A 16,717-nucleotide genomic window follows, 5' to 3' on the forward strand; every position below is an offset into this window, starting at 1 on the left:
GCGGTCGATATGGGGCTGCAACCCGAAGTTTCACTGGATCATGCCGAATCATCCCGATCAAAACGGCGCAGGCGCCCGCGACGAGTCCGGCACGGAAAAATGGCTTTCCGGCAAGAGGCTCTGGATCGATTGCACGGATATTCTGCGCTATGCGAACGCCGGAAACCGGACAGTTTCAGGTATTCAGCGCGTCATTGCTAATATATTTTCGGCGTTGGACCAACTGGGCATTGCTTGCGGCGCGGTGACGAGCGATTATGCTGGCTTGAAGTTCGTCGCGATCGATACGGGCCATAGCTTATCACTTTTCGCCGACCTGCAATCGGGCGGATGCGCGGCGACCGACATTAAGGCGAAATGTGCCCAAGTTCAGGCATCTGCCAGGCAGTGGGAGCCCGAAGCGGACGACATCCTCCTGATCGCCGGTGCCTTTTGGCTGCATGATCCGTCCCTGCTGCTGGAGATGCGTCAGATCCCGCAACTTCGGATCGCCACCTTCGTTCACGATGTATTGATCTGGCGTTATCCGGCTTACTTTTTGCCGACGGACCGCACGATCTGGCTAAGCGCCTTCTCGCAGATGCTTGGAATAAGCGACGTGCTGATGACCAGTTCCCGCTATGTGGAAGATGAGATCCGCGCCTGCGCAATGGCGTTGCGCCTGCCTTGCCCGGACGTACTGAGGACCGGCATGGCCTCCGCCTTCCCAAGCAACATGCCAGAAAAGCCGAGCGAGATCGTTCGGCAACTCATCGGGAAACGTTTTGTCCTATGCGTCGGAACGTTGGAAGCCCGAAAAAATCACGCTTTTCTGCTGGATATCTGGGATCAGCTCCATGCCGAGCACGGCGACGCCGCGCCTCGACTGGTGTTCGCCGGCAAGATCGGCTGGAAAGTAGCTTCCTTGCTGCGCCGCATGAGGGGGCTGAATTGGCGCTCCACTCATTTCCTTCACATCGACTCACCAGCCGATAGCGACTTAGCCTGGCTCTATAACCACTGTCTTTTTTCGATCTATCCCAGCCTGGCCGAAGGTTGGGGGCTGCCAATAAGCGAAAGTCTCGCCTGGGGAACACCATGCCTGGCTGCCAATACCACGTCTCTCCCTGAAGCGGGCGGCACTTCGGCGCTCTATTGTCCTCCCGATGATGTGAATGCAGCGCTGGTTAAGATTCGGCTCTTGTTGAAGGATGATTTCAGGCTGCAGTTGCGCAAGCATATCCAGCGAAATTTCCGTCAAAGGAGTTGGCAGGAATTTACGGCAGGATTACTCGACGCTTTGTCGCGCCCCTTCCTTTCGCGCCGTTATCCCGCCCTGCCCATTGAACAGCCGTGCTCAGTTGGAACACCATTGCGGGAGGCGGACATCGCCAGCCGGGCAGCTGCGCTGGCGACGTTGGCATCCGGTTGGGAGGAGATCCGGGACGACGCAGCATATGGTCGGCCAGTCATGAAGATGGCTCTGCGCCTACAGGGCCGATACGAGGAAAAACTAATCCTCTGTTGTCTCGCCGCGGCACCCGGTGGCGGCACTATCCACGTTGAGGATGAAGAGTCGGGCGAGATGTACGAGTGGGCTTTCCCCGGTAATGATCCAGAGATAAAGCAGATCGCGCTGTCTTTTCACCCTGAGAGGGACATCAGGCTGTCGCTTCGTGTTGAGGCTGGTTCGGGGCAAGTGGCGGTATACGGGATGGGGCTTTCAAGGTCGGCCGTCGCATCAAAATTGCTGTCACAAAGACTGCTTGAAAGGATCGTTCCGAGCAAACCCACTGCAGAACTGATCGCGGACGGTCGTCGCTTAGTTGGTGGGCTGGCACCCCGATTTTTAAGGGCCGTGCCTCACCTCGCTCGCCTGCCTCTCAAGCGGGCGAGACGGGCCGCACGACGGCAGGATTGGGCAACCGCTCGCCTGAATTATTGCGCCCTGCTGCGCCTACGACCAATGGATAGCTCCGCGTGGAAGCAATTGGGCCATGCATGCAAGGAGCTTAAGGATTATGCAGGCGCCTACACTGCGTATGGCATGGCCTTGCTCCATTCAGGGGATGCAGATTCTCGTTTCCACGCAAAAGTAATGCGCGAACAACTGCACTGGCAAGATGACAGCTGGCGAATTGCGCAAGGTTAGCACCACCTCGCGAAAGGTGCGTCCGCAATGCGGCCCATAAACGGCGATGAGGCGGGTAAGCTGTTAAAGAAGCGTCTGAGCCAGATAAGCGGAGCTGTCGCGCAGATCAACTTATCTTTTTCATCCCGCCAAGGTGAACCTTTGAAAATTGAAAAAAAGGCGGAGGCCATAGCATCGTTGTTTGCGTGCGTGGCGCGTCTCCAGAAACGCATTCCGATCGCGCTGCTTACAAACAGGGGGCATGATGCTAGCTCAATCTACACCGATTTCTTGAAGAAAATGGGAACTGGTCATTTCCACCGATCGAACCCACACTGACATAGCCGGACCATGTACAAGCAAGCAACTGAGCGGAGGCCCGAAGCCTATCTAGTCCGTAACCGACCTGAGAGCCCGGTGGGAAATCCTCCCAGTGAACAGGCCAACGTTACCGCGACGGCAGCAATATTGCTGGGTCGCGACGCGCCGGCGCAAGCTCCATGCCCTCTAAGAAGTGATTGCAAAGCCTTTTGATGGTCCTTAGGAGAAGGCCATCAGGCATGGCTCCGCGCCTTTCCATCACCAATCTGGAGGGGCTTTAAGCCCGTAGTGAAGCATAACCGATGAAACTCTTGCTATACAAAATGAAAGGGTTGGGCTGGATATTTTTTATTACTGTCCTGATACCGACGACTTTAGCCATACTATATTATGGTATCTTCGCTTCTGACGTTTATGTCTCAGAATCGAGTTTCATCGTCAAAACTTCAGAACGTAAGAGTCCTCCCGCACTAGGATCGCTGCTGGGCAGCGTCACAGGCTACTACCAAGATAATAGCGACATCTACTCAGTCCAGAATTTCGCCTTATCTCGTGACGCGGTATCACAGCTGAACAATAAGGAGAGACTCAAGCAGATCTTTTCGTCTCACGATATCAGCGTTTTGGACAGGTTCGCGCCGCTGGGTTTCAGCGCATCGAAGGAAGACCTGTTCCGCTATTACAAAAAGCATGTGACGGTCGAAATTGACAGCCGCAGTGCGCTGGCTAAAATTCGCGTTGGCGCCTATCGTCCCGAGGACGCACACTGGATCAACCAGCAGCTTCTTCGATTCAGCGAGCAGCTGGTGAACCGACTGAACAAGCGAGCCGAAACAGATCTCGTTGCATACGCCGAACGGACCGAGCGTCAAGCCGCAGATCAAGCACGCTCAGCTGCCCTGAAGCTGTCGGTATATCGCGACGCTCATCGCGTACTCGATCCGGAAAAACAGGCGACCGTGCAGATTCAGTTGATCGCCAAGCTGCAGGACGACCTGATTGCTAACCAGTCGCAGTTGGATCAAATCCAGGCGGCGGTGCCAGACAACCCCCAAATTGGCCCCTTAAAGGCAAGGATCGCCAGCATAAAGCGCCAGATTGCTGAGGAATCGGGCCGGGTCACCGGAGGATCCAACTCCTTTGCAGGAGCTGCGCCGGGATATCAGCGGCTTCAGCTCGACAGTCAGATCGCTGATCGCCAGCTCGCCACCGCCATGACCGCTCTCGCTGATGCACGAGAGGAAGCCAGCCGCAAGCGAATCTATATAGAAACCGTGGTCCAGCCAAGCCGTCCCGATATCGCGGTCGAACCTCGGCGCTTGAACAGCATCCTTGCGGTCTTTGTCGTCGGGCTGATGGCTTGGGGTGTTTTCTCGATGCTGTTTGCGGGTGTGCGCGAGCACGGTTACTGATCTAAATGACCGACAACGACCCTTCCAATCCTCTGAAGAGAGCGTTTCTGGTCGAGAAGCGTGTTATCGGCGCGCTTCTTTTGCGCGAAGTCATGACCAGATACGGTCGACACAATATCGGCTTTCTGTGGCTGTTCGTTGAACCAATGATCTTTACGTTGGGTATTGTCACCCTGTGGTCGATGTTCAAGGCCAGTCACGGCACCGAAATTCCAATCGCCGCCTTCGCGTTGACAGGCTATTCTAGCATCCTATTGTGGCGCAACATGCCTGGCCGCTGCATTCATGCGATAGAGCCAAACATGTCACTCCTATATCACCGAAACGTTAAGGTGATGGACATCTACATTTCCAGGATACTTTTGGAATTTCTCGGCGCGTCGATGTCTTTTTTCGTGTTGTCGATTATATTCATCACCGTTGGGCTCATCCAACCTCCCGAAGATCTGGCTAAGGTTGCTCTCGGGTGGATCATGTTGGTCTGGTTCGGCGCCTCGCTCGCGTTGTTGGTGGGAACATTGTCGGAGAGCTCTGATCTAGTTGAAAAATTCTGGCATCCAGCATCCTATCTCATCTTTCCGCTATCAGGAGCCGCATTCATCGTCGACATCATGCCTCCTGCAGCCCAGCGCTATCTTCTGCTGCTTCCTATGGTGAATGGCGTAGAATTGCTGCGTGATGGATATTTCGGATCCATCATGCGCGCACATTACGACCTCAACTACATGGCGATGTGCTGCCTAGTCTTGACCCTATTGGGCGTGGCTCAACTCCGCCGTATCGGACGGGAGGTCGTTCCGGAATGATCTGTCTCGAAAATGTATCTAAGTCCTACAAGACCACCCATGGCATGAGGGAAATCCTTAAAAACAATAATATCACCATCAACACACACGAACGGATCGGCATCCTCGGACGCAACGGCGCAGGCAAGTCAACCCTTATTCGCCTTATCTCGGGGGCAGAACGACCCACCACGGGCCGGATCACACGGGACATGACTGTGTCTTGGCCGCTGGCGTTCGGCGGCGCATTCCAGTCGTCGCTAACTGGCTTGGACAATCTTCGGTTCATTTGTCGCATCTATGGCGTGCCCATCGCACCGCGCATTCCGTTTGTTGAGGAATTCACCGAGCTTGGTCGCTATCTGCGAGAACCGGTGCGTACCTATTCTTCTGGAATGCGAGCGCGGCTTTCCTTTGCGCTGTCAATGGTCATTGAATTCGATTGTTTCTTAATTGACGAAATTGTCGCAGTTGGCGACGCTCGCTTTCACGAGAAATGCCATACTGAGCTTTTTGAAAAGAGAGCCGACAGAGCAATGATAATTGTTTCCCACGACTCCTATTATATACAGACACACTGCCAAAGGGCCGGAGTTTTGCACAATGGGACAGTGCATATGTTCGACACCGTCGACAGTGCATTCAAGTTCTACGATGAAACGCGAAACGAGCAAGGGTAACATTCTTAAATACTGCCGATATGTGTTGGCAGTTAGACGATTATGCGGCCGTAAGCTGCAACGATCGTGTCAGACGATGTAAACTGATCGACTGACATCAACTAATACTATCGGGGCATTTGAAATGACGCACACGAAAGCTTCTTCTGTTGTGAAGAGTTACGAAGCAGAATCTATCAGGCCCACTGACATTGAGCTCGCTCATCTTGCAAAGATGAAACGCAAAATTGGTATCATCCGCCTGTGGCCAGAACAGGCGGCCGCAGAACATGAAAGCATTGAACGGTATCGCTATGCTTGCTCATTGATCGGCGTCGATCTGATTGAAGTCGATCGGCTGGGCAATCTGCTGAACGGGGAGCGTCGCCCCATAACGCGCGACGATGTAGATTTCGTGATATCGCTTCATTTCGAAACGCCTAAAGCTTATGACTGTTTTTCTTGGGCCGCATTGTGGAATCCAGTTGATTTTTATGTCGATTGGGGTTTCCAAACATTCACGGATCACCAATTTTCACACGATGGTTATTTTTCCTGCTCATCCCCCGTTATCGAACGATTCGCGCGTCAGGAATTAGGTAGCCGCTACGACGAAGTAGCTCATGCGACCGTCAATCACACTCTGTCTGGCCCCGTGTTCCGCGCCCAGGAGCGCAACGATCGTCGCCTAGTTTATTGCGGTATCAACTGGGAGCGTCTGTCGAATAAGCCGGGCCGTTTTGACCATTTGCTCCGACCACTAGACAAAGCGGGTGTGCTCGACATTTTCGGACCAGAAGTAATTCAAGGTACGCGTGTCTGGGAAGGCTTCGATGGCTACAAACGCGAAGTGCCTTTCGACGGCAAGTCGCTAATTCGTGAAATCGCCATGTCTGGTGCGGTGCTGGCTCTGTCGTCCAATGCGCATCTACGTTCCGAGGTGATGACGAGTCGACTTTTTGAGGGCGCAGCCGCCGGCGCTCTGGTCATGGCCGACGCTAATGGCTTTGTTGGGCGCTATTTCGCCGATGTGACTGTGCCTATCGAGATTACGGGCGAGGCATCGAAAGATGGAGCGAAGATCATAGCCGCGCTCGAACACTACAACAATAGCCCGGACGAGGCGTTCAAGCTGGCTAAATCGCTTCAGGATCGCTACATCGACAGCTACATGCTGCATAAGCAGCTGCTTGGTGTATATCAGCAATATATACTGAAAGAGGCTCAGCAGTCGGCTGTACGCAGGTCCAGCAGAGATAAGATTGCTTATGTTGTATTGTGGCCCGATCGCAAACAGCAGTTCCCCAAGCAGGCAATTGCTTCGATTCAAAATCAAACCGGTTGCGAAGCAATCATTCGAGTTGTCACGGTAGGCAAGGGCAGTGAAGAAAATATAATTCTGCCAAAGGTCGCGGGCGATTTGGACATCGGCATGGTTTATGTCGATGACGCTTATGACAAGCCAAATGCTGCCGGCGCCATGCTTTTGCAAGTGATTGATAGCCTTCCTGAGGATATACAGCTTATTTCGGTTATGACCTCTGGATGCGATCTTTTCAGCGATTATGCTGTGCAAATGAGTCGGGCTGCACGCGAAAATGACACTGGAGCAGTATGTGCCATCATCTTGCGGCACTATGATCCCGCCGAGTATGCAATGAGTGGAACGGAATACGCCGATTATTGGCGCCCTTCTGCTGCCAATCAGACCTTCCCTCCTGCTGCATCACACATGCTACTCAAGCGCGACTTCATTGAACGCAACGGAGGAGCGATCCAAATGATGGCTTACGACACGCTGGTCGCTTATCTGGCGCGCTTCGTCGACGACATGGCAGTTGTAGATTCGCCTCTGGCTCGCTTTGACCTGAAGATTTATGAACGTACCCGTCGCTTGTTGGAATCGCCCTATCCTAATGGCGACATCTTCCTAAATCGATATAGGCGTAACAAGGGCACCGAACAGGTGCCCGCCGGCACCTCAGCTTTAGTCGAAAGCAAATCTAACGGCGATGTGGACGCCTTCGTCGCACGGCTCAAGTCGAGCCCTAACGCAAATATCAGCTTCTTCGGCCGCCTCTCGCATCGGATTACGCTCAAGAAGGCACGTCAGTATGCGCGCTCGAGCCAGTGGGACATGGCAGAACGCTGCTACGCTACAATAATCTCCACAGGCGGCTCAAACGCTAAAATATGGAAGCAATATGCTCACTCGTTAAAGGAGCAGGGGCTGGTCGGGCCAGCGCGCTACAGTTACCGGGTCGCCGCTGATCTTGATCCAAACGACGCGGACACGCGACAGCATCTTCTACATATTCAGAGCAAGTAGTAACGTATCTTCTAGTGCGAGCTTGAAGCTGAACAATTCTATAATAGAGATATCGATATAGGCCAAAGGCTCACTGTAATGAAATATGTTTTTTTTGGAAACTGCCAAGTAAATCAGATTTATTGCAGCTTCGCAGCAGCAAAAAATTCCGTGTTCGGAAACGATGTCGAATTGGAGTTTGTTGATGGGAATGCGCCTGGCTGCCTAGAGGCACTGGATACGTCCTTGCGAACGGCTGGTGCACTGGTGTGGCAAGGTCGGGCGGAGTTTAAGGATCCACCCAAGTTTGCAGGTCGCATCTTACGCTTGCCGACGATTTACTTCTCCACTCTGTGGCCCTTCGACGGCGGGGATCCGTCAGTTGAGGCACTGTCAGAATTACCGCCGCGTGTCCCACGGGGTGATAGTTTCATCCGGGAAAGCATAGCTGCGGGCAAATCAGCCGACCAGGTCTATTGGGCATATCGCGAACTTTATGTTCCCGCTCGCGTGGACATTAAAGACCTTTTCGAACGGGAACTAGAAACACAGCGCAAGAAAGATCAGTTCTGCGATGTACGCATTGCAGACTATATCGCAGGTAAAATGCTGAGTCATCGTCTGTTTTCAATGGCATGGCACCCAACCAATGAATTGCTTCGGGAGTTGCACGACCAAGTCGCACTTTGGGAATTTTTTGATCTTAATGACATCCAAGCAACTTTAGTGCTGACGCACTGGGCGGGTGAAGAACGATTACAACCTGATGTCCCCATTCACCCGTCGGTGATCGAACATCTGGGCCTGCAATGGCGAATTTCCGATTACAATCATTTTGGTGAAAGCCGTCAGTTCGACGATTGGCTGATCCAGTACCTATCAGTCTACGATCCACAGATTGAGAGGAAGGTTAGGGCAACCTAAGTGCAATAATAATGTCAGTCTCCTACTGTCTCGAAGCCTGATTTGACGCTCAACCTTCTTTTTTATTTTTTCCCAGGGTAGCTAGGAGAACCTCTATCTTCTTCCTATATGCGTCCGGTGAAAAGCGGGCCGCCTGCTCTAAACCATTCGCCGCCAGTACCGCGGCGAGGTAGTCACTCCGTTCCAGTTTCAACATAGCATCTGTCAAATCCGCCACGCTGACTGGGTCAACCAGCAGCCCTCCATTACCGATCACCTCTGGCAGGCTTCCAGCGGTAGAACCAATGACCGGGGTTCCTAACGCCATCGCCTCAAGCGCAGGCAAGCCAAAGCCCTCATACAGCGAAGGGAAGATTACCGATCTTGCACTCTGAATTAGCGCCATCAACTCCTTACGCGGCAGATGCTGCAACAGGACACAACGCTTTCCTCCTGCACTATAACGTCTGATCTCTTCCCATAGATCGTCACTTGCCCAACCTGGAGAAGCTACCAAAACGAGTGGAAGGTTGATTCGAGCATCACGGTGCGCCTCTATAATCCGCTCAACATTCTTCTTCGGCTCCACCGCACCGAAAAAAAGGAAATAGCCGCCGTTGGTCAGACCTGCCGGGAGATTGCGCGGACTGACCTCTTGAGGCTCACTCCAGAACACCTCTTCTAACGATTGATATGTATTGACGACGAAAGCCGGATCAACGCTCATATGGTCAATGATGTCCGATCGTGAGCACTCCGAAACCGTCAGGATCCGGTCAGCATTCGCCATGATTTCACCAATTAATAAATTCATCTGGGCTCGATCACCCACGACGAGTTCGGGTCGAATCAACGGCACAAGATCATGAATGGTGTAGATATTTCGCGCCGTTTTTACCCGAAGCGGCACTGGGCAAGTCCAGTGGGCTAAATCAATGCCGGGGACGTCTATTTCTGTGAAACGGCCGAAGCGGCGGAATGCGGTCGCGGCGTTCGCAAACAACTCGCGTCGATACCATGCATTCTGCACCGGCAACCCCGACGTGTCTTCCGCTAACGGTATTCTATTTAGTCGAGGATAAAGAATATTAGAGATCGCTCCACAATAGCGTCGGATGGCACGAAAGGGACGTTTCCCTCGCTCGGTCCGCTGTAATGCTTGAGCCAATGTGGGATGATCTCCCCGAGGAATTGATGTTTCCCAATTGTTTCCCAATAATATGTCGATATCGTGGCCGCATCGAGCAGCCTGCGTTATGAAGTTACGGGCATAGGTCGCGATTCCTGTTCCCTTCGGCAAGGCGATGTTCAGCCCGTCCACGAGTACTCGCACGGATTCATCCTTTGGCGTTTAATATTAGGGTAGCTATACCGAGAACGGCCTCTGGTCGATGGCGTTTCTGCAGGAAGTCGCAAATTCGTGTAAACCTGAACGTCGATCGAGTTGGCTCCCGAAATTTAGGCCCGTCCTGATTCGGCGAGGCTGTTGGGCCGTTGCCGACGACGTCCGATGACAACCCACCTGTATGCGCCAACATTCTCGATTGATTACCTATCAGTTGGACACCTCGAAAAACCGGTGGCGTCCGCGATGACCTGAGATGATTCATGTGTGGACGACTCCCGTTGAGCAAGCGAGATTTTCCGGATGGTGCTTCCCTGTTGGTTCATTCATGTGTCCGGCCGAAGATCAGCACGCCGGACGATCTCTGCCACGTTCGCCCCAGGCACCGAAACCGCAGCGACCAACTCGCGCTTCTGCTGGTCGGTCCATACCCGCCGCCGCTGAGGGCCTGAAATTACCGTGACCTGACTCATCGCGCCGTCCCTTGTACCGGTTCAAACACCAGTGCTTGCACCGGTGCCATCTCGAAATATCAGCCGATCACCGCAAGGCGGCCCTCTCCGAAGCGATACGATCTGATCAGCAAGGAGAACAGCGCATCGGGCGTCTGGGCAGATACCGCCTATCGATCGAAGAAGAACGAGGCGTTCCTCGCCAGGGGCATGTTCACCAGCCATATCCATCAGAAGCGCCTGCCTAGGCGGGCGCTGCCCGAGCGAATAGCGAGAGCCAATGCAAGGCGGTCAAAGGTCCGCGCGGCGGTCGAGCACGACTTTGCCGGGCAAAATCACCGTATGGGCCTCGTCGTCCGTACCATCGGCATCGCTCCCGCCAGGATCAAGATCGGCATGGCCAACCTGGTCTATAACTTCCAGCGCTTGGCCTGCCTCGAGAGGAAAACTGCGCCCCCTTGCGCCGAGAGCCGCTCCCAGCGGCAGTAATGGCATGGGAAATCACCAAAATCAGCGAAGAAAATGCCGGCACATCATGCGAATAATGCGTCTACAGTCCCGGTTGTCATCATATCAATGAAAACAGCCGGTTCTTCGACGTGTGCAGTTGAGCCTTTGCCCCATGTCTGCCAAGGTCATCTACAGCGCGCGTTAGACGGACTTGGTCAGAAATAGAGTAATGTAACAGCCCATGGTGACTTCATGGACGTCACTCTGAAAACTCGTTAGTGGCCAAGGTTCCTAAGCTCATGAGGTCTACTATAGTACATGAGACCCTGCGAAGCCCTACCCCTAAGAGCCGGCTATCTTGGTTAATGCCCAGTTCTTCTGGAGATTTCAGTCCATCAAAGTTAAATTCAAGTGTGATTAAGCCATTTACGTCCGGATTGCTGGTGTGAACTAAAACCGCCTCCGCAGCAGGCGACATCAATCCAGGGATTTTCATCACTTCTCGGTGGTTAACTTTGACCACCCCCTGCCCGGAGGGTGTGGGACCTTGTAGGCTGGGACCAAGGAAAAAGTGAACCTCGAATTTAACCGATTTCACGTGTGGAGCGAAAACAAAATCTAATTGAGTCCTAGCACCTTCAGACCAAACGCCCCAGTCCTCAATGAAGGATACTCCCTCTACCGCAAAAAAGCGGGCATATCGCGACATATCCAGAGTCAGATCCCCTGCTATCGCTGGGACATCATGAGTTTTGTAGTTAAATTTTTGCATTATTAAGGGGTTATTACGATCGATTTCGACAATGTCGAATTCGGAAAGTGTATCCTTATATTTCCCAGTCCTACCATCCCCTATATGCCCGGGATGCCAGTGAGTCTCATCCGTATAGCTCTCTGCCGCGTTCCTGGAATCAAGAATGCCTTGCCTTTCTAAATCGGTAACATGCTTGCGGATTTTCTCCGGTCCTAGTTTTTCCGAGACTGCTTGGGCGAATACAGCGTCAACCGGGTAACCAGTGTCATTTCCCAACTGCATAATAGCTTCTAAACGACTTGAGATATCTTCGTAAACAAAGACAGACGATGGTTGAGACGCCATTAATCTTTCAATTGCGTCGGCACTATGTTTTACCGACGAGATAGCAGCTGATTTTTCGAATTTAAAAACCTCCATAAGTGAAACAACACAATCTCGCGGATCACGGACGCTGATAATCGGTTTCCCTCCAACGAATCGAACCAAATCGCATAACGCTTCACTAGGAGTATGTGTTTTTATCACCAAAGTATGGTTGCTTTTAATTAGATCTTGAAAATTTTCTGGGAAGGCATCCGTATATAGACCAGTTGCGTTACCGTGCTTTTTACACAATTCGAGTACGGCATTATAAATCCAGGTGCTACCACTTCGTGGCAACCCGGCACACAAAACTATAGGAGCCCGAACCAAAGCTTCAATATCGGCGATTCCCATTTCACTCTCACTTTTTACTTTCCGGCGATATGGCAGAGTTGCTATAAAATACTGGGAGTGAAACTCAATTGGGATTGTGGATTTATCTGACCACATTAGGGCGCAGACTCATTATGCATTGCACCAGAGGCGTGTGCAGATGAGCTTGATCGCCGCCAGATAGTTGGCAGCATCCTTGTCATATCGAGTGGCTATGCCCCGGAACTGCTTGATCCGATTAAAGAAGCGCTCGACGAGATTGCGCTGGCGGTAGAGCCAGGACGAGAAGCCGAAGCGCTGCTTGCGATTGGAGCGATTGGGAATGTTGGCCCAGATGTTCCTGGCTGCCCCAGCCTGGCGTATTGCGGTGCTGTCATACCCTTTGTCGCCGAGCAGGGTGGCGCCCTGGGGAATAGCCTCGATCAGGGCTTCGGCTTCGCACGCATCGTGGACCTGCCCACCCGTCAGTCGCAAGCTGACAGGACGTCCGTCAGCGTCGACAAGAGCGTGGAGCTTGGTCGTGAGGCAGCCCCGCGAACGTCCCATGCCATGATCTCCAGGTCCCCCTTTATGGATGGCCCGCCCCTCAACCGAACCGCTAAGATCTCGCGACAGCGGGATGGTTTGAGAAAGGAGCGACGGTCATGGACGTATCGGTTCTTGGAATAGATCTCGGCAAGAACAGCTGCAGCGTGGTTGGTCTGGATGCAACCGGGAAGGTCGTTGTCCGCCGGAGACTGCGGCGCGAGACGGTGATCGCTTACGCAGGCGCTTTGTCGCCCTGTATCGTGGCAATGGAGGCCTGCTGTGGTGCACATCACATGGGCCGCGCACTTGAGCGGCAAGGCCATACCATTCGCCTGATGTCACCCGAGTATGTCCGGCCCTACGTCAAGGCCCAGAAGAATGACGACCGCGATGCCGAGGCGATCGCGGAAGCCGCAACCCGGCCGACGATGCGATTTGTCGAGCTGAAGTCCGAAGAGCAGCTCGACATGCAGACGCTGCATCGCATTCGTGACCAACTCGTCGGTGATCGCACGTCGCTGATGAACCAGATCCGGAGCCTGCTTCTGGAACGCGGCCACATCGTTCCCCAAGGCCGCGCAAAGCTGGCCGTCCGGCTTGCCGAGTTGCTTGACGGAGACGAGCCAGTGCTTGGCTGCCGCATCCATCGGTTCGTCAGTGATATGCGGCAGCGCTGGACTGCGCTCGACCAGCGGATTGCCAATCTCGATGCCGAGTTCACGCAAGCGGCGCAGGCGGACGAGCGGACGAGGCGCTTACTGACGATACCCGGCATCGGGGCGCTTAATGCAACCGCGCTTGTAGCAGCGGTGGGCGATGCCCGTACTTTTGGGCGTGGCCGTGATCTTGCCGCATGGCTGGGCTTGGTGCCGCGACAAGCGACGACGGGGGGTAAGCCGCGACTGCTCGGAATTACCAAGCGCGGCAGCCGCTATCTGCGCAAGATCCTCATCCAGGGAGCCCGTTCGTCGTTACCCACGATGAGCAAGAGTGACACGCGCCTTGGCGCTTGGCTGCGGGGCTTGCTTGCGCGCTCCCACGCCAACACTGTCGTGGTGGCACTGGCCGCCAAGATGGCGCGCATCGTTTGGGCGCTGTTGCGTCATGAGCGCACCTACGCCCCAGTCGCGCAAGCGGCTTGAACGAGATCAGTCGATGCACCGCGCACCGACTGGATGATGTCTGCGGGAGGTGAGTGACAGATGGCCTGACAGTCGACCGGTGTCCTGGAACCCTACGGCGAAAAATGGCACTTGATGCCGGCCCCTTTATGAGGACCAGAACGCGCGGATCTCCATCTTGGCCAACGATCTCATATCGAAAGGCCGGATACGTTTTCGCAGACTGCTCAGATCATCCGACACAAACCGCTTGCCGACGGGGCGGGCCATACGTTTTCCCCGTCGCACCGTGCTAGCTGACGCGCATGCAGGTGGAATCGATCATCACCAGTTCGCCGTTGAAGCCAGCGGAAACCGCTGCCAACAGACGGTCCCACACACCGGCTTTTCGCCAACGAACGAACCGGTTGTAGCAGGTCGTAGATGGACCATAACGCTCTGAGATCTCGGCCCAAGGCGCACCGGAACGGAAGCGCCAGAGAATTCCATTTAGCACGCGCCGATCATCTACCCGCGGAACACCGCGGGGCTTGTTGGGCAGCAACGGCTCGATGATCAGCCATTCCTTGTCCGTCAGTTCATACCGCCGCCGCGCCATACGCCCTCCATTCTCAAAGAGCGCCTGAATCATGCGAAGGCCGACAGCTCAACTCAATTTATGAGTTCGCGCCCTAGGGCGCGGACTCATTACGCGTTGCACCACAGGCGTGTGCAGATAAGCTTGATGGCGGCGAGATAGTTGGCAGCGTTCTTGTCGTATCGGGTGGCGATGCCGCGGAACTGCTTGATCCGATTGAAGAAGCGCTCAACGAGGTTGCGCTGGCGGTAAAGCCAGGAGGAGAAACCGAAGCGCTGCTTACGGTTGGATCGATTGGGGATGTTGGCCCAGATGTTTCTGGCCGCCGCAGCCTCGCGGATGGGGACGCTGTCATACCCCTTGTCGCCGAGCAGGGTGGCGCCTTCGGGAATGGCCTCGATCAGCGCTTCAGCTTCACAGGAATCGTGAACCTGCCCACCTGTCAGTCTCAGGCGGACAGGACGTCCATCAGCGTCGACAAGAGCGTGGAGCTTGGTCGTAAGACCGCCCCGGGAACGTCCCATGCCATGATCTCCAGATCCCCCTTTTTACCGGTCGCACCGTGCTGGTGGACGCGCATGCAGGTGGAATCGATCATTACCAACTCGCCATTAAAACCGGCAGAAACCGCCGCCAACAGCCGGTCCCACACCCCCGCTTTCCGCCAGCGGACGAACCGGTTGTAGCAGGTCGTCGATGGCCCATATCGTTCCGGGATCTCCGCCCACGGCGCGCCGGAACGGAAGCGCCAGAGAATTCCGTTGAGCACCCGCCGGTCATCTACCCGGGGAACGCCACGCGGCTTGTTGGGCAGCAACGGCTCAATGATCAGCCATTCCTTGTCAGTCAGTTCATACCGCCGCCGCATCCTACGCCCTCCATTCCCGAAGAGCGCCTGAATCACGCAAAGGCCGAAAGCTCAACTCAATTTATGAGTTCGTGCCCTAGTTCCTGGGTCTCATTTGAGGTAGGGATAGCATTCTCGGCGCGTGATGGTTTGTCTATTTGGGGCGATCACAGCGCTCTTCTCCCGCCGAGTTGTAGCGCATTGGCCCAGTTCCTGAAGCAGGCGGCCCTCCACTTTTTTGCCTATGCGCCCATGGTGTCGCGGACGCTGGACGCACTCAACCATGCAGTGGCTATGCCCTCATCGAACGGGTCAAAGCCCGACCCACCGGCCATCTACCTGGAAGCTTCAAACCCTTCCTCGCGAAGAAGAAATATCGCTAGAATGACTGCGGAGGTTGGGCCTTCACCTGCGTGATTGAAGTCTGGTTAACGACAGGCGGGCGGATTACAATTTATATGGCTCTGCGGTAGTCCAGCACGCTTACCAAAGTCCGCTGAGACAATCCACTCACCGCCCGGAATTTTCCGACGCTCACCGCCTTGACATAGCGAAGGTCTCGCTACGCTATAACAATAAGCTACGCGGCTACCGGCCCCGCAGCTCCTTGGCAAACCTGGAAAGCGGGATGGTTGCGGTACACCGACTACTTAGCTATATAGTTAGCCAGGAGGTGCTATGGCCCAGTTTTCAGTCCACGATGCGAAGACCAATTTGTCCAGGCTGATCGCTGAGGCGCTTGCCGGTGGCGAGGTCGTCATTGCGCGGGGCAATGTGCCGGTCGTGCGGCTTGTCCCGCTTGTGCCCCGCGGTAAGCGGCGCTTCGGCGCTCTGAAGGGAAAAATCTCCATCGATGACCGATTTGCCGACCCTCTTCCTGAGGAGGAACTCGGCGGCTGGAACTTGGTGTGAGGCTGCTGCTCGACACGCATGCGTTAATCTGGTGGCTGGCCGGTGACCCGGCATTAAGCCGCCATGCCTGTGACACCATAAGCAATGAGGCAAACAGCGTCGCCGTCAGCGCTGCGTCGGCCATGGAAGTCACTACCAAGTTCCGTATCGGTAAGCTCCCCGATGCCGCGTTGCTGGCGCAGGACTTTGAAGCCATTATTGCCGAGCAAGGCTTCGACGCGTTGCCGATTACCGTTCATCACGCTCGCCTCGCGGGCGAGATGAACATCGCCCATAAGGACCCTTTCGACCGGCTGTTAATCGCTCAGGCGCAAGCCGAAGATATGACGCTGGTCTCTAACGAGGCGCTCTTCGATGGCTTTGCGGTGAAACGTCTCTGGTAAGGCGAACACTCCCGGGAGATGATGGGCCCTTGCAGCCTCACGGCTACCGGTCCACTGCGCATCTGCCAGGGACAAAGACCCTCAGCACTGCCTCCTGCCCGCCGTCAGCACCCTCAAGCCAAGGCTTCGTTTCGAGACATCGGCGTTCGCC

General features: G+C 54.6%; 13 protein-coding genes and 3 pseudogenes. 11 read left to right on the top strand and 5 right to left on the bottom strand.

Annotation, left to right across the window (positions count from 1 at the left end; genetic code table 11):
• Positions 1-40 precede the first annotated feature (40 nt).
• The 7 genes from NCHOL11_RS09590 to NCHOL11_RS09620 all read left to right on the top strand — a co-directional run bounded on the left by NCHOL11_RS09590 (position 41) and on the right by NCHOL11_RS09620 (position 8,519).
• A complete protein-coding gene (locus NCHOL11_RS09590; RefSeq protein WP_097092105.1) occupies positions 41-2,131 on the top strand; it encodes a glycosyltransferase family 4 protein in 2,091 nt (696 codons plus the stop codon).
• A 27-nt stretch (positions 2,132-2,158) separates the two neighbouring features.
• A complete protein-coding gene (locus NCHOL11_RS09595; protein ID WP_097092106.1) occupies positions 2,159-2,449 on the top strand; it encodes a hypothetical protein in 291 nt (96 codons plus the stop codon).
• Positions 2,450-2,733: 284 nt separating this feature from the next.
• Positions 2,734-3,843 (top strand): hypothetical protein, encoded by a 1,110-nt coding sequence (locus NCHOL11_RS09600; RefSeq protein ID WP_141397832.1) that lies wholly within the window; start codon positions 2,734-2,736, stop codon positions 3,841-3,843.
• 5 nt (positions 3,844-3,848) lie between these two features.
• Positions 3,849-4,649, top strand: a complete 801-nt coding sequence (locus NCHOL11_RS09605; RefSeq protein WP_097092108.1) for an ABC transporter permease — start codon at positions 3,849-3,851, stop codon at positions 4,647-4,649.
• Positions 4,646-5,308 carry an ABC transporter ATP-binding protein gene (locus NCHOL11_RS09610; protein WP_097092109.1) on the top strand — a complete coding sequence of 221 codons (663 nt, stop codon included), beginning with the start codon at positions 4,646-4,648 and terminating at the stop codon, positions 5,306-5,308. Before NCHOL11_RS09605 ends, NCHOL11_RS09610 begins: the two co-directional genes overlap by 4 nt.
• A gap of 124 nt (positions 5,309-5,432) precedes the next feature.
• A complete protein-coding gene (locus NCHOL11_RS09615) occupies positions 5,433-7,616 on the top strand; it encodes a glycosyltransferase family protein (protein WP_141397833.1) in 2,184 nt (727 codons plus the stop codon).
• 78 nt (positions 7,617-7,694) lie between these two features.
• Positions 7,695-8,519 carry a WcbI family polysaccharide biosynthesis putative acetyltransferase gene (locus NCHOL11_RS09620; RefSeq protein WP_141397834.1) on the top strand — a complete coding sequence of 275 codons (825 nt, stop codon included), beginning with the start codon at positions 7,695-7,697 and terminating at the stop codon, positions 8,517-8,519.
• Between the two features lie 49 nt (positions 8,520-8,568).
• Here the strand turns inward: NCHOL11_RS09620 and NCHOL11_RS18050 are convergent, their stop codons facing one another.
• On the bottom strand, positions 8,569-9,831 hold the full coding sequence (locus tag NCHOL11_RS18050) for a glycosyltransferase family 4 protein (RefSeq protein WP_141397835.1): 1,263 nt from the start codon (positions 9,829-9,831) through the stop codon (positions 8,569-8,571).
• Between the two features lie 584 nt (positions 9,832-10,415).
• Here NCHOL11_RS18050 and NCHOL11_RS09635 point away from each other — a divergent pair.
• Positions 10,416-10,784, top strand: a pseudogene (locus NCHOL11_RS09635) (IS5/IS1182 family transposase); the annotation flags it as partial.
• A 220-nt stretch (positions 10,785-11,004) separates the two neighbouring features.
• Here the strand turns inward: NCHOL11_RS09635 and NCHOL11_RS09640 are convergent.
• A complete protein-coding gene (locus NCHOL11_RS09640) occupies positions 11,005-12,219 on the bottom strand; it encodes a sulfotransferase domain-containing protein (protein ID WP_176502213.1) in 1,215 nt (404 codons plus the stop codon).
• A 111-nt stretch (positions 12,220-12,330) separates the two neighbouring features.
• Positions 12,331-12,768 (bottom strand): annotated as a pseudogene (locus NCHOL11_RS09645) (IS5 family transposase); the annotation flags it as partial.
• Between the two features lie 74 nt (positions 12,769-12,842).
• On the opposite strand from NCHOL11_RS09645, the gene NCHOL11_RS09650 reads away from it, so the two are divergent.
• The gene (locus NCHOL11_RS09650; RefSeq protein ID WP_097092115.1) at positions 12,843-13,868 is read left to right on the top strand and encodes an IS110 family transposase; all 1,026 of its coding nucleotides are present in this window, start codon (positions 12,843-12,845) and stop codon (positions 13,866-13,868) included.
• Between the two features lie 274 nt (positions 13,869-14,142).
• On the opposite strand, the pseudogene NCHOL11_RS09655 reads toward NCHOL11_RS09650, so the two are convergent.
• Together NCHOL11_RS09655 and NCHOL11_RS09660 are read right to left on the bottom strand one after the other, a co-directional pair.
• Positions 14,143-14,445: pseudogene (locus NCHOL11_RS09655) on the bottom strand (IS5 family transposase); the annotation flags it as partial.
• An 89-nt stretch (positions 14,446-14,534) separates the two neighbouring features.
• Positions 14,535-15,292 (bottom strand): IS5 family transposase gene (locus NCHOL11_RS09660; protein WP_217991055.1). Its coding sequence is split into 2 segments (ribosomal slippage): positions 14,535-14,959 and positions 14,959-15,292, totalling 759 coding nucleotides; the frame shifts between segments, so codons are not numbered across the junction.
• 657 nt (positions 15,293-15,949) lie between these two features.
• On the opposite strand from NCHOL11_RS09660, the gene NCHOL11_RS09665 reads away from it, so the two are divergent.
• Positions 15,950-16,183: a type II toxin-antitoxin system Phd/YefM family antitoxin gene (locus NCHOL11_RS09665; protein ID WP_097092117.1), complete on the top strand. Its 234-nt coding sequence runs from the start codon at positions 15,950-15,952 to the stop codon at positions 16,181-16,183.
• The gene (locus NCHOL11_RS09670) at positions 16,180-16,566 is read left to right on the top strand and encodes a type II toxin-antitoxin system VapC family toxin (protein ID WP_097092118.1); all 387 of its coding nucleotides are present in this window, start codon (positions 16,180-16,182) and stop codon (positions 16,564-16,566) included. Before NCHOL11_RS09665 ends, NCHOL11_RS09670 begins: the two co-directional genes overlap by 4 nt.
• The last annotated feature ends 151 nt before the right edge of the window (positions 16,567-16,717 follow it).

Origin of the sequence: Novosphingobium sp. Chol11 (assembly GCF_900218065.1) — a bacterium.
Lineage (GTDB): Bacteria > Pseudomonadota > Alphaproteobacteria > Sphingomonadales > Sphingomonadaceae > Sphingobium > Sphingobium agri.